Source organism: Gemmiger formicilis (assembly GCF_024462815.1).
Lineage (GTDB): Bacteria > Bacillota > Clostridia > Oscillospirales > Ruminococcaceae > Gemmiger.
Genome location: NZ_JANGCG010000014.1, coordinates 21,347 through 38,452 on the forward strand (window position 1 = coordinate 21,347; position 17,106 = coordinate 38,452).

At 60.4% G+C, this 17,106-nt stretch carries 17 protein-coding genes; 11 read left to right on the plus strand and 6 right to left on the minus strand.

The features are described from left to right. Positions 1 to 86: 86 nt before the first annotated feature. The 3 genes from rhaB to rhaD all read left to right on the plus strand — a co-directional run bounded on the left by rhaB (position 87) and on the right by rhaD (position 3,927). A complete protein-coding gene (gene rhaB / locus NE623_RS11255; RefSeq protein ID WP_256272624.1) occupies positions 87 to 1,511 on the plus strand; it encodes a rhamnulokinase in 1,425 nt (474 codons plus the stop codon). Between the two features lie 19 nt (positions 1,512 to 1,530). After that, the gene (locus tag NE623_RS11260; protein WP_256272625.1) at positions 1,531 to 2,952 is read left to right on the plus strand and encodes an arabinose isomerase; all 1,422 of its coding nucleotides are present in this window, start codon (positions 1,531 to 1,533) and stop codon (positions 2,950 to 2,952) included. A 144-nt stretch (positions 2,953 to 3,096) separates the two neighbouring features. Next, positions 3,097 to 3,927: a rhamnulose-1-phosphate aldolase gene (gene rhaD / locus NE623_RS11265; protein WP_256272626.1), complete on the plus strand. Its 831-nt coding sequence runs from the start codon at positions 3,097 to 3,099 to the stop codon at positions 3,925 to 3,927. Between the two features lie 84 nt (positions 3,928 to 4,011). Here rhaD and NE623_RS11270 read toward each other — a convergent pair whose 3' ends face one another. The 3 genes from NE623_RS11270 to NE623_RS11280 form a co-directional block, all read right to left on the minus strand. Next, entirely contained in the window at positions 4,012 to 5,088 is a 1,077-nt protein-coding gene (locus NE623_RS11270; RefSeq protein WP_256272627.1) for a M24 family metallopeptidase, read from the minus strand. Between the two features lie 21 nt (positions 5,089 to 5,109). Then, on the minus strand, positions 5,110 to 5,982 hold the full coding sequence (locus NE623_RS11275) for an AraC family transcriptional regulator (protein WP_256272628.1): 873 nt from the start codon (positions 5,980 to 5,982) through the stop codon (positions 5,110 to 5,112). A 103-nt stretch (positions 5,983 to 6,085) separates the two neighbouring features. Next, positions 6,086 to 6,310, minus strand: coding sequence for a hypothetical protein (locus NE623_RS11280; RefSeq protein WP_256272629.1), 225 nt, complete (start codon positions 6,308 to 6,310; stop codon positions 6,086 to 6,088). Positions 6,311 to 6,696: 386 nt separating this feature from the next. On the opposite strand from NE623_RS11280, the gene NE623_RS11285 reads away from it, so the two are divergent. The 8 genes from NE623_RS11285 (at position 6,697) to NE623_RS11320 (ending at position 13,617) form a co-directional block, all read left to right on the plus strand. Beyond that, complete coding sequence (locus tag NE623_RS11285; RefSeq protein WP_256272630.1) at positions 6,697 to 7,158, plus strand: MerR family transcriptional regulator; 462 nt, start codon at positions 6,697 to 6,699, stop codon at positions 7,156 to 7,158. A gap of 387 nt (positions 7,159 to 7,545) precedes the next feature. Then, the gene (locus tag NE623_RS11290) at positions 7,546 to 7,680 is read left to right on the plus strand and encodes a hypothetical protein (protein WP_256272631.1); all 135 of its coding nucleotides are present in this window, start codon (positions 7,546 to 7,548) and stop codon (positions 7,678 to 7,680) included. A gap of 272 nt (positions 7,681 to 7,952) precedes the next feature. Continuing rightward, a complete protein-coding gene (locus NE623_RS11295) occupies positions 7,953 to 8,855 on the plus strand; it encodes a sensor histidine kinase (RefSeq protein ID WP_256272632.1) in 903 nt (300 codons plus the stop codon). After that, entirely contained in the window at positions 8,779 to 9,369 is a 591-nt protein-coding gene (locus tag NE623_RS11300; RefSeq protein WP_256272633.1) for a hypothetical protein, read from the plus strand. Before NE623_RS11295 ends, NE623_RS11300 begins: the two co-directional genes overlap by 77 nt. 208 nt (positions 9,370 to 9,577) lie before the next feature. Further along, positions 9,578 to 10,252: an amino acid ABC transporter permease gene (locus NE623_RS11305; protein WP_256272634.1), complete on the plus strand. Its 675-nt coding sequence runs from the start codon at positions 9,578 to 9,580 to the stop codon at positions 10,250 to 10,252. A gap of 3 nt (positions 10,253 to 10,255) precedes the next feature. Continuing rightward, positions 10,256 to 11,002 carry an amino acid ABC transporter ATP-binding protein gene (locus tag NE623_RS11310; protein WP_256272635.1) on the plus strand — a complete coding sequence of 249 codons (747 nt, stop codon included), beginning with the start codon at positions 10,256 to 10,258 and terminating at the stop codon, positions 11,000 to 11,002. Next, on the plus strand, positions 11,002 to 11,850 hold the full coding sequence (locus NE623_RS11315; RefSeq protein WP_256272636.1) for an amino acid ABC transporter substrate-binding protein: 849 nt from the start codon (positions 11,002 to 11,004) through the stop codon (positions 11,848 to 11,850). The genes NE623_RS11310 and NE623_RS11315 overlap by 1 nt, the downstream gene beginning before the upstream one ends. Before the next feature lie 159 nt (positions 11,851 to 12,009). Further along, positions 12,010 to 13,617, plus strand: a complete 1,608-nt coding sequence (locus NE623_RS11320) for an ATP-binding protein (RefSeq protein ID WP_256272637.1) — start codon at positions 12,010 to 12,012, stop codon at positions 13,615 to 13,617. A 100-nt stretch (positions 13,618 to 13,717) separates the two neighbouring features. Here NE623_RS11320 and NE623_RS11325 read toward each other — a convergent pair whose 3' ends face one another. From NE623_RS11325 to NE623_RS11335, 3 genes are read right to left on the minus strand one after another with little or no spacing between them, the layout of a single operon-like run. Beyond that, positions 13,718 to 13,942, minus strand: coding sequence for a hypothetical protein (locus tag NE623_RS11325; protein ID WP_256272638.1), 225 nt, complete (start codon positions 13,940 to 13,942; stop codon positions 13,718 to 13,720). Continuing rightward, entirely contained in the window at positions 13,917 to 14,294 is a 378-nt protein-coding gene (locus tag NE623_RS11330) for a hydrogenase maturation nickel metallochaperone HypA (protein WP_256272640.1), read from the minus strand. The genes NE623_RS11325 and NE623_RS11330 overlap by 26 nt, the downstream gene beginning before the upstream one ends. After that, positions 14,295 to 17,066: an FAD-dependent oxidoreductase gene (locus NE623_RS11335; protein ID WP_370866735.1), complete on the minus strand. Its 2,772-nt coding sequence runs from the start codon at positions 17,064 to 17,066 to the stop codon at positions 14,295 to 14,297. Between the last annotated feature and the right edge of the window lie 40 nt (positions 17,067 to 17,106).

Here is a 17,106-nt window from a genome sequence, read left to right on the forward strand (position 1 = left end):
AGGATGGAACGCCGACGGTGCGGGGCGTATAATGCAGACAAACGCATATACAAAACACTGGCATTTTGCAAAGAAGGAGTTACACTATGCAGACCTGTACACTGGCAGTTGACATTGGTGCGTCCAGCGGGCGGCACATTGTCGGCACGGTACAAGACGGCAAAATCATCCTGCAGGAGGTCTACCGCTTTGAAAACGGCGTCAGCCGCAAGAACGGCCACCTCTGCTGGGACATTGACACGCTGGCCAAGGAGGTCATCAACGGCCTGAAGGCCGCTCATGACGCAGGCTTTGCCCCCTCTACCATCGGCATTGACACCTGGGCGGTGGATTTCGTCCTGCTGGATGAGCAGGGCAAACGCCTCGGCGATGCCGTGGCCTACCGCGATGAGCGCACCGAGGGCATCCGCGAGGCACTGGAAAAGGACTACGGCCTGACCTTTGCCGAGCATTATGCCCGCACTGGCATCCAGTACCAGCCGTTCAACACCGTTTACCAGCTCATGGCGCTGAAAAAGGAGCACCCGGAGCAGCTGGACGCGGCAAAAATCTTCCTGATGGTGCCCGATTACTTGAACTATCTGCTCTGCGGTGTGGCCGCGAACGAGTACACCAACGCCAGCACCACGGCGCTGGTGGGAGCAGACAGCAAGGACTGGGACGAGGAACTGATTGCCAAGCTGGGCCTGCCCCGCGGCATCTTCCAGCCCATCCGTATGCCGGGCACGGTGCTGGGGCACCTGACCCCGGCTGTGCAGGCCGAGGTTGGCTTTGACGCTGAGGTTATCCTGCCCGCCACCCATGATACCGGCTCGGCCTTTCTGGCTGTGCCCGCCCGCGATGACTGCGCCGCGTACCTGTCCAGCGGTACATGGAGTCTGCTGGGCGTCGAGAACCAGAAGGCCATCACCAGCGCCGAGAGCTGTGCCGCCAACTTCACGAACGAGGGCGGCTATGACTACCGCTACCGCTATCTGAAAAACATCATGGGCCTGTGGATGATTCAGTCCATCCGCCGCGAGCTGGGCGAGCAGACCGGCACGCGCCCGAGCTTCCCCGAGCTGATTGCCGCCGCCAAGGGCGCCGCGGATTTTGCCAGCTGTGTGGACCCGGACGAGAATCGCTTCCTCGCCCCGGCCTCGATGATTGACGAGGTCAAGGCCGCCTGCGCCGATACAAATCAGCCTGTGCCCGCCACCACCGGCGAGGTCATGCAGTGCGTCTACAATTCGCTGACGCAGGACTATCGCCGCGCCGTGCAGACCCTGCAGGGCCTGACCGGCAAGACTTACACGAGCCTGAACATTGTGGGCGGCGGCAGTCAGGACGGCTACCTGAACCAGCAGACCGCCAACGCCACCGGCCTGACGGTCTTTGCCGGCCCGACCGAGGGCACGGCCCTTGGCAACCTGATGGTGCAGTTCATCCATAACGGCGACTTTGCCGACCTGGCCGAGGCGAGAGCCGCTATCAAAAAGAGCTTTACAATCGCGGAATATCAACCGCAATAAACAGAAGGAGGAAATCTCTATGTTAGTCGAAACCAAAGCCCGCGTTGGCGTGTTTGCCATTGCGCTGGGCGCGTATCTGCCGCAGTTCCCCACGCTGGTGCCGGAGTTTGAGGGCCAGTATGCCGCCTTCAAAAAGACCCTGCCGGACACCGTGGAAATCATCGATGGCGGCATCGTCACCACCAAGGAGCAGTCCATGGCCGCGGGCGATAAGTTCCGCGCCGCGGATGTTGACCTTGTTATTCTGCAGCTGCTGACCTACGCTACCTCTTATAATATGCTGCCCGCCGTGCGCGATCTGGATGTGCCCGTTGTGCTGGTCAACGTCCAGAAGAAGAAGGCACCCGACTACGCCAACACCGACATTCCCACCTGGTTGGGCGAACTCTACGCCTGCGGCGCTGTGGGCGAGATGGTCGCTGACCTCGAGCGTGCAGGCAAGCGCCATGCGGTCATCACCGGTGTGGTCGAGGGCGGTGACCCCACCGTACAGGCCGAGATTGAGGACTGGTGCCGCGCCGCGCAGGTGCGCCGCCGCTTCCGCGATACGAACCTGGCCCAGATTGGCCGCCCGTATCCCGGCATGATGGACCTCTACATCGACGAGACGAACCTCTACAACCGTATGTGGCTGTACACCAAGCAGTTCGACTGGGAGAAGATGTGGGCCATCGCTGACAACATCACCGATGAGGATGCCATCCGCGCCAAGGCGCAGGACATTCTGGACACCTTCGACATTGAGGGCGGCGGCACGATTGAAAAGGTCTGGGATATGGCCAAGTACGTGGTTGCCTTTGAGAAGTGGGTCAAGGACGAGAAGATTGCCTTCGTGGCCTCCCACTATGACGGCTTTGCACAGGGCAAGGCGGGCGTGCTGGATTCCATGCTGATCCCCGCCTTCTCGATGCTGATCAAGCAGGGCGTTGCCTGCGCGGTCGAGGGCGACATCAAGGTCTCCATGGCTATGTCCATCCTCAAGACCATTTCCGGCTGCGGCCAGCTGAGCGAGATGTACTCCATCGACTTCAACGAGGATATCTGCATCATCGGCCACTCCGGCTCCGGCGACGCCGACATCTCGCAGGCCAAGAAGCCCACCATGAAGATTGTGCCGGTGTTCCACGGCAAGACCGGCGGCGGCTACCTGACCCAGTTCTACCCGCCGGTGGGCGATGTGACCTATCTGGGCATTACGCAGGACAAGGACGGCCACTTCAAGTTTGTGGTGGCCGAGGGCGTCAACGAGCCCGGCCCCATCTTCACCTTCGGCGATACGAATATGCGCACCCGCTTCAGCTGCGGTGCCCGCGAGTTCTGCAACCGCTGGAGCGAGGCCGGCCCCACCCACCATATGGCTGCCGCACCCGGCCGCCACATCGACACGATTCTGAAGGTTGCCAAGATTTTCAACGTGCCGGTGGATATTGTCACCCGGTAATGCAGCCTATGGGTTGGCTTGTAGGGAGTGGCCTTGGCCACTCCGCATAGGAAACGCACATCTGGCGTTTTGCTGTACTGTTGGCAAGAGGGCACGGAGGGGTCAAGACCCCTCCCTACAGATTCAAATAAAGGAGCAGAAATTATGTCTACAATCTATGAAATTCCCTGCGTGAAGGGCTTTATCCGTATGTGCAACGATGGCTGGCTGCAGGGCTGGCACGAGCGCAACGGCGGCAACCTGACCTACCGTATGACCGAGGAGGACGTCGCTGCCTGCCGCCCCTACTTTGACGCTGAGCCCCGCGAGTGGGTCAATATGGGCGTTCAGGCCGACAATCTGGCCGGTGAGTATTTCATCACCACCGGCTCCGGCAAGTTCTTCCGCAACGTGGAGCCCGACCCGATTCACAGCATCGGCATTGTCGAAATCAATGACAAGGGCGACAGCTGGCGCATCGTCTGGGGTCTGGCCGAGGGTGCCAAGCCGACCAGCGAGTTCCCCAGCCACTTTATGAACCACAGCGTCCGCAAGGCCGCTACCAACGGCGCAAACCGCGTGATTTATCACTGCCATGCCACCAACGTCATCGCGCTGACCTACATCCTGCCGCTGACTGACCGCGATTTCACCCGCGCCCTGTGGCAGAGCGCTACCGAGTGCCCGGTGGTTTTCCCCGAGGGCGTCGGCGTCTGCCCCTGGATGGTTCCCGGCGGCGCAGACATTGCTATGGCAACCTCCGAGAAGATGAAAACCTATCAGGCAGCCGTCTGGGCACAGCACGGCCTGTTTGCCTCCGGCCCGGACTTTGACATCACCTTCGGCCTGGCACACACCATCGAGAAGAGCGCCGAGATTTACGTCAAGGTGCTGTCCATGGGCGGCGGTCTGATTCGCCAGACCATCACCGATGATGACCTGCGCGCCATTGCCCATGACTTCGGCGTCACCCTGAACGAGAACTTCCTCGACTAAGCAATTCCGCAACAGACAAGCAGCTCCCCCGTCCGCAGCAATGCGGGCGGGGGAGCTGCTTGTCTATGCGGGGCGTACCGGGCGTTATTGGCCTACAACCGCCCAGCGCTTGTCGTTGTGGTTCAGCACCTCGCAGCCGGTCTCGGTCACAAGGACGAGGTCCTCAATGCGGACGCCGAACTCGCCGGGCAGATAGACGCCCGGCTCAATGGAAAAAATCATACCGGGCTTGGCCACGGCGGTGTTGGCACTGCTCACATCGCCCTTTTCGTGGTCGGTCTGGCCGATGAAATGGCCCAGCCGGTGGTTGAAGTATTCGCCGTAGCCGGCGGCGGTAATCAGATCGCGCGCTGCAGCGTCCAGCGTGCAGAGGGACACACCGGGCTTGATCAGCGCCTCGGCGGCCTCGTTGGCGCGACGCACAAGGTCATGCACGGCGGCCTGCTTTTCGGTGGGCTGGCCGCAGAACCAGGTGCGGGTCATATCGCTGCAATAGCGATTCTTCACACAGCCCATATCAAACAAGACGCAGTCGCCCTCTTTCAGCACGGTGTCATCCGGCTCATGGTGCGGGTCGGCGGCATTCGCGCCGAAGGAGACAATCGTGGTAAAGCTCGGTCCCTCACAGCCGTGGGCGCGGTACTGCGCGTCGATGAACTCGGCTACCTCGCGCTCGGTCATACCGATTTTTACATAGTGCTTCGCGGCCTCGTTGACCTCGTCATTGATGCGGGAAGCCTCGCGCATAAGGGCCTGCTCCTCGGCGTCCTTGCAGGCGCGGCAGTCATCCACACAGTCGCTGGCGAGCACCACCTTCATGGCAGGGTGAGCTTCCATCAGCGGAATCAGGAACTTGGCGGGCCACTCCTTGTCAATGCCCAGCGGTTTTTCTGCGTCCACGGTCGCGGCAATCTGCGCCACGGGGGCGTCGGTGTCGGTATGCCAGACGGCCTTGCACGGCGGGTTGGGAACGTTGAACAGACTGTTCAAAAACAGCACCGGCTCACCCTCGATGGGCAGATACAGCGCCAGCAGGCGTTCATAGGGCTCCACGGCGACGCCGGTCAGGTACCAGACGCTTTTGGGGTCGCAGACAATCATCTGGGTCAGGCCCTGCGCACGCAGGGCGGCGCGGACACGTTCAATACGCTCGGTTTTCATGAAAAATATGCCTTCTTTCGATTATTCGGTCTCGGCGGGCTTCATCGCGCTGCGGCGGTACTGCTGGGGGCTCTGGCCCACCATCGCGGCAAACCGGGTCGAGAAGTTGCTCTCATCCCCGAAGCCGACCTGATGGGCAATCTCGCTGACGGAAAAATCGGTCAGCACCAGCAGCTCCTTGGCGCGTGTGATGCGGGTGGACAGTAAAAAGTTGTAGGGGGTTGTGCCCATATACTGGCGGAACAGCCGCAAAAACCAGCTCTTGCTCACCGGCGTCTGGGCCAGCAGCCCATCCAGAGACAGCGGCTCGGCGTAGTGCTGGCGGATGTACTCGGCGGCCTGCTCAATCAGGGTGCGGTTGGAACGGCTCTCGTCCCCGGCCAGCAGCTGGCGGGCCATCAGGGCCAGCATACGGTGCAGCGTCAGGCCGCGCTCAATCTGGGCGGCGGTGGTGCTTTGCTCCCAATCGTTGGTCAGGGCCTCAAACAGCGGCTGCATTTCCAGGCGGCTCACCGCCACCGGGCACAGCCGCCCCTGCGGCAGCAGAACCTCGGCCAGATTGGCCACGCCCATGCCGTCCAGATGCACCCAGTAGTGGTGCCAGTGGCTTTGGCCGGGGGCGGTGCAGTAGCTCTGCGGGGCGCGGCAGTTCAGCAGCAGGGCGCTGCCTGCGGGCAGTTCAATGCGCTGGTCATTCTGCTCAATCAGGCCCGAGCCGGACAGGGTGTAGAACAAGATATAGCTCTCCTTATCGGTGCGGGCCGTGGCAAAATGGGCGCGGCCGTAAAACTGCCCGGCCTCGGTGCAGTAAAACGGCCGCGCCAGCACCGCGGTGCCCGGCGTGGCCCGCAGCCAGACACTGCGTTCCTCTACGTCCATATTATAGCTAAGCATCGGCTCACTCCCTTTCCCTATACTAATGATAAAAAGGGAAGGAAGATTTGTCAATAAAGTTCGCAAAAAAGAAAGCGCCCTTCCCGGGGGAGGGGCGTTCCGGTCATAGCTTTTCCTTCAAGAAGGCGGTCAGTACCTCGGCGGCGGCGCGGTGGGCGGCGGTGCCGGGATGGCAGCGTGCGCCGTAGGTACCGGCAGTTGTGGCGGGCAGAGAGAGCAGGCAGACGCGGCTCTGGCCCGGGCTTACGGCAAAGCGCGCATACCACGCGCCGTTCAGCTCCACGCTGACCCACGGCTCATACAGGGCGTAGTCACAGGCAAAGTCCACCCACAGCTCGGCACCGTCAAACAGCAGCTCTATGCCGGAGGCGGTCTAGTAGAGGGTCAGCAGGTCGCGCCCAGCGTGGCGGCCCAGCGCCCGCACGGCGGGCAGGGCAGATAATGCGGCTTTTTGCATACACAACGGCTCCTGCGTTTTTTGTGCATAGTGTACATCTGTATGACAAAAATTGCAACAGGATGCCGAACAAATCTCCCACTTGCACAAAGCGTGCAAGCCAAAATTGTGGGATGTGCTAATTGTGAGATGTACAGCCCAAAATTTGGAGAAACGCTGCCGTACGCCCTCCCCACCTTGACATTCCGGGCAAATTGCCCTATACTGGTAGCACAAGTTAAACCCGGGTTTAAGATGAAGGGGCGGGAGGAAAACCAATGGCCTATACAGTGGGTGAAATGGCAAAGCGGCTGGGCGTACCGGCCTCCACGCTGCGCTATTATGATAAAGAAGGGCTGCTGCCGTTTGTGGGGCGCTCGTCCGGCGGCATCCGTATGTTTGAAGAAAAGGATTATGAGTGGCTGCGCATTATTGAGTGCCTGAAAAAGACCGGTATGTCGCTGAAAGATATCCGTGAATACATCGAGCTGGCTATGCAGGGCGATGAGACCATCGACCGTAGGCTGGAGATGTTCCGTAAGCAGCGCACTGTGCTGCAGGCCCGTATGGCGGAGCTGCAGCAGACGATGGACACGCTGGAGTACAAATGCTGGTTCTATGAGACCGCCAAAGAGCGCGGCACCACCGAGGGCATCGGCGACCTGCCGCCCGAGGCCCTGCCGGAAAACATCCGCGCCGTGCGTGCCCGCCTGCACTGCGGTGACAAGAAGCCGGAGTAAATACTGGCTGAATATTGCTTATGAGCGCCAGCCCCTGTGAAGGGGGCTGGCGCTTTTGGATGTACAGAGGAACCCGCCGGAAATCCCTACGGCGCAACGTTTTATAGGCTGCACGTAGGGCGGGGTGACCCCACCCCGCCGGAAGCCTGCGGACAACTGCCGTTCCCGGTATATTTGTAGGGGGCGGTGTCCCAGACGCCCCGCGGGTGGCTGCCCGGTGACGGCAGCTTGCCGGTAACCACCCTTCACCGCCTGCGGGCGGAGCTCCCCTGAGAGGGGAGCCTTTGGGGGGACAACGGCGCGTTTGCCTATGGGGAAGCGTGGTACGGCTTCTCGGTCAACAAGGACGCCGATGAAAAGGAACTGGCCGTTGAATTTCTGCGCTTTATGGCCTGCAGCGACCAGATTGAAAAGCTGGCTTCCATCAAGGGTATGCCTGCCGTCAACAACGGCGCCGGTGTCTACACCTCTGCCGCCGATGCCGCCAAGGCCTTTGTAGCAAACTGTAAAGCAGGGGAGTAAGCCCTCTGTGTGAACCCCTCCGCCCCGGCGAAGGGGTTTTTCTATTGTGCTGTTTATTACAACACACCGGCAAAAATTCTTGGCGAACCCCCATATCTGGTGCCGCGAGGCGGCGGGGTGCGCAACGCGGCGGGAAAATTCTGCCCCAACGTGCCTTTTTGGTGTTAGAGACAGCACAATTCCCCCAAAATTGTTGGCACCACCCACCCCTGACCGGCACCGGGCTTGAAAAATACAGGGGTGCCCGGTGCGTAAAGCTGGCGGCCTGGGCCATGCGTGCGCCCCGCTGGGAACGCTGCAGCCTGCTGGTGCCTGGCGGCGCGGTCGGGCAGATGGTAAAGGAGCTGAACCGCAACCCGGACGAGGTGCGCCTGCTGATACGCCGCAAGGATATGCTGCCGGTTTACGCGGTCGGCGATATGGAGGCCCTGCTGGGCATCCGGCTGGAGGATTTGCAGGGGGACGTGGCGACGCTGCTGCCCCAACTGGCAGACCCCGCCGCGGGCCGCGCCCTCTGGAAAAGCTATGCGGCGTGGGACGGCGCACAGGAGCTGACCGATGAGCTGCATATGAAAAACGGCGAGTGGGTCTATGTGGATGTCCGCCGCGGCGAAAGCGATACGGTGGATGTGGCCACCCTGCGCCGCAGCACCACCCTGCACCAGCAGATTGAAAAATTCGAAAAGAGCCTGCAGAAGGCCGAGGAGGCCAGCCAGTCCAAGACGACCTTCCTCTCGCGTATGTCGCACGAAATCCGCACCCCGATGAATGGCATCATTGGTATGCTGACGCTGGCCGAGGGCAAGCTGACGCCGGACAGCCCCGCCATGCAGTACCTGCACAAGGCGGACGAGCTGAGCGACCATCTTCTCTCGCTGATTAACGATATTCTGGATATGTCCCGCATCGAGGCCGGCAAGGTCGAACTGGAGGAAAAAACCTTCAGTCTGCGCGCCTTGGGCCAGAAGCTGTATGATATGTTCGCCAAGAACCTCGAGGCACGTGCCCATCACGCTGCACACCATGACCGTCTCCGCACTACTGACGGCGGCGCTGGCGCTCTGCGCGGTGCTGCTGCCCGCGGGGGAGATGGCCTCCGTGCACGAGCTGCGCGAGAATCTGACCGAGGACGTCGAAACCCTGCGCTACGGCGAGAAAAACCTGCCGGAGGGTGACCTCTATCAGGCGTCCACCCTGCAAAGCGCCGAGGGTGAGCTGCTGACGGTGGAAACCCAGCAGGTAAAGGCGTTCTATCTGCGCGGCTTTGTGGGCAGCGTCTACCGGGACGGCTGCTGGGAGCCCCTGCCGGATTCCGCCCTGGGCGGGGACAATGCCGGTATGCTGCAATGGCTGGCGGCGCAGGGCTTTGACCCGCTGACCCAGAGCGCCCTCTACTGGCAGCTGGATGGCGATGCGCCGGAGGCCAACACGATGCACATTCGGGTGCAGGACGCCAGCCTTGGCTGGAACACCGCCGCGCTGGATGAGAAAATCGCCGCGTGCTTCATTGATGTGGAGCCGGGCGAGTACACCCGCGTGTGCAGGCTGATTGAGCGCACCATCTACGGCGGAGATGCTCCCGACCTGCGCGAGGAGCGCGCCATGCAGAGCTTTCTGTTCAAGCTGGCCGCCAGCGCCCGCGAGGAGCCGCTGCACACGCGGCTGCGGCTGCGCTATACCTGCCCCTGAGCGATTGGAGTTATAAGCAAAACACCGTGATTTGCCATTCTGGATAATCACGGCGCTTCTTTACTGCTTGTATAAAACTGAAATTCTTAAACTTTACTTTAAATTTCACTCTTGCAAAAAGAGAGATAATGTGCTACAATCTCATAGCATACTGTTTTAGTGGGAAATATTCCTGCGCCTGCTGCTATAAAAGGAGAGAGCTACCCCTATGTCTGAACGCCTTGCAGGCATCCTTCTGGATTCCTTTGGTAAAATATTGCTGCCCGGTCTGACGGTGACGATACCGCTGACCGCCATTTCCTTCACGCTGGCATTGGTAATTGCCGTGGCGGTGGCATTGGTGCAGTTTGCCCATGTGCCGGTGCTGCAGCGCATTGCCCGGTTTTACATATGGGTCATCCGCGGCACGCCGGTGCTGGTACAGCTGTTTGTTGTGTTCTACGGCCTGCCCGGTGTGGGCATCCTGATTGAGCCGTTCCCCGCCGCCGTTCTGGTCTTTTCCATCAACGAGGGTGCCTACTGCGCGGAGACCATCCGCGCCGCGCTGGAATCGGTGCCCAAGGGCCAGATGGAGGCCGGGCAGTGTGTCGGCATGAGCTACTTGCAGATTATCCGCCGCATCATCCTGCCGCAGGCGCTGCGCACGGCGTTCCCCACGCTGGCCAGCACCCTGATTGCTATGGTCAAGGATACGTCCCTGGCCGCCAACATTACCGTGACGGAAATGTTTATGACCACCCAGCGCATTGTGGCGCGTACCTATGAGCCGTTGGCGCTGTACATTGAGGTTGGCCTGGTCTATCTGCTGTTCTGCACGGTGCTGACCCGCCTGCAGGCCGTGGGCGAGCGCTACCTGAACAGCAAGGGCGCACAAAGGAGTTAAGCTATGCTGCAAATCAGAAACTTGCGCAAGTCCTTCGGGGATTTGCAGGTGCTCAAGGGCGTTGATTTGGATGTGAACAAGGGCGACGTGGTGGCCATTCTTGGCTCTAGCGGAAGCGGAAAAACCACAATGCTGCGTTGTCTCAACTTTCTGGAAAAGGCGGACGCAGGCACGATGCTGTTTGACAACCAGAAGGTTGAGCTGAACCGTGTCACCCATGCCGAGGCAAATGCGCTGCGCCGCCGCACCGGCTTTGTCTTTCAGAGCTACAACCTGTTTGCCAACAAAACGGCGCTGCAGAACGTGACCGAGGGGCTGATTGTGGCCCGCAAAATGCCGCGCCATCAGGCCGAGGAGATTGCCCATGCCATGCTGTGCAAGGTGGGCATGGATGACCGCGCCGACTACTACCCCAGCCAGCTTTCCGGCGGGCAGCAGCAGCGTGTGGCCATTGCCCGCGCCATGGCCGTTGACCCGGAAATTATCTATTTTGACGAGCCGACCTCCGCGCTGGATCCTGAGCTGACCGGCGAGGTGCTGGCCGTTATGCGCAGCCTGGCCGAGGAAGGCCGCACCATGCTGGTGGTGACCCACGAGATGGATTTTGCCCGCCATGCGGCCAACCGCGTGGTTTTTATGGAGCAGGGGGTTATTGTGGAGCAGAACACCGCCGAGGCGTTCTTCAATGACCCGCAGCACCCCCGCACAAAGGAATTTTTACAGACCTACAAGCAAAGGAGCCTATTGTAATGAAGAAGCTGAAACTGACCGCCCTGACCCTGACCGCCGCGCTGGCCTTGACTGCTTGCGGCAGCACCGCCGCCAGCACCCCCGCTGCGGACAGCACCGCAGTTGATGCTGCCACCAGCGAGGCTGCCGGTGGTGACCTGCTGAGCGAGATTCAGTCCAAGGGCACCATCACGATTGCCATGGAGGGCACCTGGGCCCCCTGGACCTACCACGATGAGAATGACAATCTGGTCGGCTATGACGTGGAGGTTGGCACCAAGATTGCCGAGAAGCTGGGCGTGGAGCCGCAGTTCATCGAGGGCGAGTGGGATGGCCTGCTGGCCGGTCTGGACGCGGGCCGCTATGACATTATGGTCAACGGCGTGGACATCACCCCCGAGCGCAGCGAGAAATACGATTTCTCCATCCCCTACGCTTATAACCGCACCGCTGTTATCACCACCAAGGACAATGACAGCATCAACACGATGGAGGATCTGAACGGCAAGACCACCGCAAACACTATCTCCAGCACCTATGCCGAGCTGGCCGAGCAGTACGGTGCAACCGTGACCGGCGTGGACGATTTGAACCAGACCTTTGAGCTGCTGCTCAGCGGCCGCATTGACGCCACCTTGAACGCCGAGGTGACCTTCTATGATTACACGAAGGAGCACCCCGACGCGAACGTCAAGATTGCCGTGCTGACCGATGACGCCAATCAGGTGGCCATCCCGCTGCGCAAGGGCGAGGAGACCGCCACCCTGCGCGCCGCGATTGACCAGGCCATTGAGGAACTGCGCGCTGACGGCACCCTCAAGGAGCTGAGTGAAAAATATTTTGGCACGAACATCTCCACCAACGAGTAAACCGCCAGAAATAAACAGCATATTGTTTAAAAAAGATTCTCCCGCGTGGAGAATCTTTTTCTTTTGGAAGGAAATTTCACATATTTATTGCATTTCACCCACGAGAATATTATAATGTAACTAAATGAGTATCCGCAGGGTATAGGACAGGAGCAGAAAATGATAAAGAGTTTCTACGAAGAACCCATTTTCAGCGGTGATTTCAAGCGTGAGGATTTGCAGGAGATTGATACCCTGATTCAAAAGCTGTTGCGGTTGAACAACGGCGTCGGCGTGGTGGGTGGCTTCTATGCGCCGGGGTTGCCCGTCTGCATCATCAGTGAGCTGGCCCTGAAATCGCTGGGCTATAACAGCGATGAGGTGTTCGGCACCGGGTACACGATGCAGTTCGCCGACCGCTTTGCGAAGGACAGCCCGCTGCGCGAGGTGGAGAGCTTCCGCCATTTCCGCAGCAAGCAAACCCAGAGCCTGCGCACCCTGCGCGGCCACACGCGGTGGTTCCAGCTCTGCAAGGAGGATAAAACCCTCCGCAACGGCCATACCATCTGGATTATGACCCTCTGCGACTGCAACGAGCTGCACAAGCGGGAGCAGTGGCTGATTGAGGCGCGTGACAGCGCCGAGGCTGCGAACAAGGCCAAGACAGACTTCCTCTCCCGCATGAGCCATGACATCCGCACTCCACTGAACGGAATTCTGGGTATGGCCCAGATTGCGCAGGACCACGCCGATGACCCCGAGATGGTCCGCAGTACGCTGACCAAGCTGACCGCCGCGGGCCTGCAGCTGGAAACGCTGATTAACGATGTGTTGGATATGAGCCGGCTGGAAAGCGGCCGCGTGATGATTCTGCACGAGCCGTTCAACCTGTATGAGCTGCTGGCCCGCAACGGGGACGCCCTGTACACCCAGAGCAACCGTATGCAGCTGACCCGCAACGTGAAGTTCAACAACGTGCACAACCACGTCTACGGCAGCCCGCTGCACGTCCAGCGCGTGATTGCCAATATTTCCAGCAACGCGGTCAAGTACAACCGCGTGGGCGGCACCATCAACTATACGCTGGATGAGCTGCCGCAGGACGCGACCCACGCCATCTACCGCTTCACGATTCAGGATACCGGCATCGGTATGAGCGAGGAGTTCCAGCGGCACATCTATGAACCGTTTGCGCAGGAGAGCGAAAACGCCCGCACCGAGTTTAAGGGCACGGGTCTGGGTATGGCCATCACCAAGGAGCTGGTAGACCTGATGGGCGGCACCGTCACGGTGCACAGCAAACTGGGCGAGGGCACGACCTTTGTGGTGGAGCTGCCCTTTGAGCTGGATCTGAGCGCGCCCGAAAAGCAGGAGACCGGCAAGGAACTGCCCAGCCTAAAGGGAATGCACCTGCTGCTGGCTGAGGACAACGCCCTGAATGCCGAGGTGGCCAGCTATATGCTGGAAAAGGCTGGGGCCGCGGTGACGCTGGCAGAAAACGGCAAACAGGCTGTGGAGCAGTTTGAGGCCGGCGGCCGTAACGGTGCCCCGGCGTTTGACGCGATTCTGATGGATGTGATGATGCCGGTGATGGACGGCATTGCCGCGACAAGGGCCATCCGCGCAAGCAGCCACCCGCAGGCAAAGACCATCCCCATCATTGCGCAGACCGCCAACGCCTTTGCCGAGGACGTCAAGCGTGCGCTGGACGCCGGTATGAACAACCACGTCTCCAAACCCTTGAACGAAGGCCAGCTCGTTCGCGTGCTGACGCAGTATAAAAAATAAGATAGGGAGGTGGCTTTGTGCTGCCGACTATTAGTACCCCAAACACATAAACAAAATCCCCCTGCTGCAAAACAAAACATTGCAGCAGGGGGAAAACTTTTTATTCGGCCTTATAAAGCTGGCCGTCCCGGATGGTTACGCCATCACCCTCGTTGAGGTTGGCGGCGCGCAGGGCTTCATCGGGGTAGGGGAGCACCCGCCGGGTGCCGTCCGCGCCCAGAAGCGTCACATCACACAGGATGGGCTGGTCGGGGGCGGGCTCCTCACAGCCGTACATCTGCTCGTCAATGCGCAGAATTTTATAGCGCGGTATCGTTTGGGGCATCGTCACCCTCCACCACCTCCACTTCCTTAATCAGCATCTCATTGCCCTGTACAAGGTGGGTGTGCGGGCTCTGGCAGTGCGGACACGTGCGCCCATACTGCACGGTGGGGTACTGCTGGCCGCAGTCCTCGCACAGGGTCACGGCGGGGATGATCTCCACCGTCAGCACGGCATCGGGCAGAATTTCTGACTTTGCGGCGGCCCACTTCCAGCAGTCCTGCAGATAGCTTTCCACCACGCCGGAAACCTCGCCCAGCTGCAGTGTCACCCGCCGGATGCGGGCTACCTTGTTTTGCTGTGCCACGTCCTCCACCGTGCGGATGATGTGGAACACAATTCCCAGCTCGTGCATTTACTTCTCCTTCTTGGAGAACCGAATCTTAATCTCCCGCTTGGCCATATAGGGCAGAATGGCCTTGAACTTGTCCTCGCTCTTGACCATCTTGCTGCACTCGGGCAGCTCGCGGTGCAGATGGATGGCGTCAAACTCGCACTTGGTGGTGCAGACGCCGCAGCCAATGCACTTGTTGGGGTCTACTACGCTGGCACCGCAGCCAAGGCAGCGGGCGGTTTCCAGCTTGACCTGCTCCTCGGTCAGGGTCAGGTGCGCATCCCGGAAGGAGTGGTGTGTGTCAATGCTCTCGTCCATTGCGGCGGTCTGGCGCGGAGTGTGGTCATAGTCGCCCAGCGACAGATTCGTCTTGTCCAGCTCATGGAAAACACGGCGGTTGCGGCCAATCGTCATGCTGGTGTTGGGCTGCACAAAGCGATGGATGGAGATTGCGCCCTGCTTGCCTGCGGCAATGGCGTCAATCGCAAAGCGCGGGCCGGTGTAGACGTCGCCGCCCACAAAGACATCGGGCTGGGCGGTCTGGTAGGTCAGCGGGTCAGCCACAGCGCCATTCCCGCGGCCCAGCTCCACGGCCTCGCCGTTCAGCAGGCCGCCCCATTCAATGCACTGGCCAATGCTGAGCACCACATTGTTACAGGACAGGGTGATGGTATCGTTTTCATCGTAGGTGGGCGCAAAACGGCCCTCGGCGTTGTACAGGCCGGTGCAGCGCTTAAAGACAACCGCCGTCACGTGGCCGTTCTCGGAAAGGAACTCCTTGGGGCCGTAGCCGCAGGTAATCTTGGTGCCCTCATTCTCGGCCTCGGCAATCTCCTCGGGCGAGGCGGGCATCTTCTCCCGCGGCTCTAAGCAGACCATCGTCACCTCGTCAGAGCCGCAGCGCATCGAGACACGGGCGGCGTCAATGGCCACGTTGCCGCCGCCGATGACAACGGTCTTGCCGGTCATCTTGTGGGCTTCGTCACCGCCAACGGTGCGCAGCAGGCTGACAGCGGTCTGGATGCCCTCGGCATCCTCGCCGGGGACACCGGCCTTGCGGCCGCCCTGACAGCCGATGGCAACATAGAACGCCTTGTAACCCTGCTCACGCAGCTGGGCCAGCGTGATGTCCTTGCCGACCTCGACCCCGCAGCGGATCTCCACACCCAGCTCACGCAGCACATCGATTTCCGCGTCAATGACGTCCTTCTCGAGCTTGAAGGAGGGGATGCCGTAGCGCAGCATACCGCCGGGGCGCTCGTTCTTTTCAAATACAGTGGGCTTGTAGCCCTGGGTGGCCAGGAAGTACGCGCAGGACAGGCCCGCCGGGCCGCCGCCGATAATCGCAATCTTCTGCGTCCAGCTGCCCTGCAGGGACGGCTGCACGATGTCGGGCACATAGCGGTGCTCGGCGTTCAGATCCTGCTGGGCAATGAACTTTTTGACGGCGTCAATCGCAACGGCCTGGTCCACGGTGCCGCGGGTGCAGGCGTCCTCACAGCGGCGGTTGCAGATGCGGCCGCAGACGGCGGGGAAGGGGTTCTCCTTTTTAATCAGCGCCAGCGCGTCGCGGTAGCGGCCCTGCGCGGCCATTTTCAGGTAGCCCTGCACTGCAATGTGGGCGGGGCAGGCCGTCTTGCAGGGGGCTGTGCCGGTGTCATAGCAGTTGATGCGGTTCTTGTCGCGGTAGTCAATGCTCCACTTTTCGGGGCTCCACTTGGTGGCATCGGGCAGCTCCTGCCGCGGGTAGACCACGCGGCCCTCCTTGGTGCAGAGCTTCTGGCCCAGCTTGACCGCGCCCGCGGGACAGTACTCCACGCAGCGGCCGCAGGCCACGCAGTTTTCCGGCTCCACCTTGGCCACATAGGCCGAACGGCTCATATTGGGGGTGTTGAAGAGCTGGCTGGTGCGCAGCGCGTTGCAGACGTTGACGTTGCAGTTGCAGATGGCAAAAATCTTGTTCTCACCGTCAATGTTGGTAATCTGGTGCACAAAGCCGTTGTCCTCGGCTTTTTTCAGAATCTCCATCACGCGCTCATAGGTTACGTAATGGCCCTTGTTCGTCTCGACCAGATAGTCGGCCATATCGCCGACGCCGATGCACCAATCGTCGGGGTCATCGCCGCAGCCCTCGCCCATGGCGGCGCGGGACATACGGCAGGAGCACGGCCCGGCCGCGTACTTACCCTCATACTTTTTCAGCCAGTGGGAGATATGCTCCACGTCCACGGACTGGTTTTCGGTCTCGATGGCCTTTTCCACCGGGATAACGTGCATACCAATGCCCGCGCCGCCCGGCGGCACCATGGCGGTGATGTTTTCCAGCGGCAGGAAGGTCATACGCTCAAAGAAGGCGGTCACCTCGGGGTGGTCGGCAATCTGCTGCTTGTTCATATTGAAGAACTCGGCGCTGCCGGGCACGAACATCGGCAGCACATACTGCTTTTCGTGGCGGGGGTTCTCCCAGTTGTATTCCAGCAGACCCACAACCGACATCTGCTGCAGCAGGGGCTCCAGCTCCTCGGCGGGCTTGCCGGTGACCTTGACCAGCTCGGGCAGGGTCATGGGCTTGCGCACCTTCATTTTCAGGGCAACCTCGGCCATCTCGTCGGTCACGATGGAGGCAAGGCCCCAGTATTCGGGGTCATCCTTGGTCAGCGGGCGCTTTTTGGCGGGAATGCGGTCGGTAATCATCTGGCCCAGCTTGGCAATGTTCTCGCGGAACGGCTCATCCCTCGGAATAGAAAAGGGGAGCTTGCTCTCGTCCAGCGGAAATGCGGTGGATTTGCTCATAGTTTGCTCCTTTTTATATGGAATGCCTCTTTATATATTG

What these genes read in the sequence shown, in the direction of transcription:
- rhaB (WP_256272624.1), top strand. Translation starts at nt 87, where the DNA reads ATGCAGACCTGTACACTGGCAGTTGACATTGGTGCGTCCAGCGGGCGG.
- NE623_RS11260 (WP_256272625.1), top strand. Translation starts at nt 1,531, where the DNA reads ATGTTAGTCGAAACCAAAGCCCGCGTTGGCGTGTTTGCCATTGCGCTG.
- rhaD (WP_256272626.1), top strand. Translation starts at nt 3,097, where the DNA reads ATGTCTACAATCTATGAAATTCCCTGCGTGAAGGGCTTTATCCGTATG.
- NE623_RS11270 (WP_256272627.1), bottom strand. Translation starts at nt 5,088, where the DNA reads ATGAAAACCGAGCGTATTGAACGTGTCCGCGCCGCCCTGCGTGCGCAG.
- NE623_RS11275 (WP_256272628.1), bottom strand. Translation starts at nt 5,982, where the DNA reads ATGCTTAGCTATAATATGGACGTAGAGGAACGCAGTGTCTGGCTGCGG.
- NE623_RS11285 (WP_256272630.1), top strand. Translation starts at nt 6,697, where the DNA reads ATGGCCTATACAGTGGGTGAAATGGCAAAGCGGCTGGGCGTACCGGCC.
- NE623_RS11290 (WP_256272631.1), top strand. Translation starts at nt 7,546, where the DNA reads ATGGCCTGCAGCGACCAGATTGAAAAGCTGGCTTCCATCAAGGGTATG.
- NE623_RS11295 (WP_256272632.1), top strand. Translation starts at nt 7,953, where the DNA reads ATGCGTGCGCCCCGCTGGGAACGCTGCAGCCTGCTGGTGCCTGGCGGC.
- NE623_RS11305 (WP_256272634.1), top strand. Translation starts at nt 9,578, where the DNA reads ATGTCTGAACGCCTTGCAGGCATCCTTCTGGATTCCTTTGGTAAAATA.
- NE623_RS11310 (WP_256272635.1), top strand. Translation starts at nt 10,256, where the DNA reads ATGCTGCAAATCAGAAACTTGCGCAAGTCCTTCGGGGATTTGCAGGTG.
- NE623_RS11315 (WP_256272636.1), top strand. Translation starts at nt 11,002, where the DNA reads ATGAAGAAGCTGAAACTGACCGCCCTGACCCTGACCGCCGCGCTGGCC.
- NE623_RS11320 (WP_256272637.1), top strand. Translation starts at nt 12,010, where the DNA reads ATGATAAAGAGTTTCTACGAAGAACCCATTTTCAGCGGTGATTTCAAG.
- NE623_RS11325 (WP_256272638.1), bottom strand. Translation starts at nt 13,942, where the DNA reads ATGCCCCAAACGATACCGCGCTATAAAATTCTGCGCATTGACGAGCAG.
- NE623_RS11330 (WP_256272640.1), bottom strand. Translation starts at nt 14,294, where the DNA reads ATGCACGAGCTGGGAATTGTGTTCCACATCATCCGCACGGTGGAGGAC.
- NE623_RS11335 (WP_370866735.1), bottom strand. Translation starts at nt 17,066, where the DNA reads ATGAGCAAATCCACCGCATTTCCGCTGGACGAGAGCAAGCTCCCCTTT.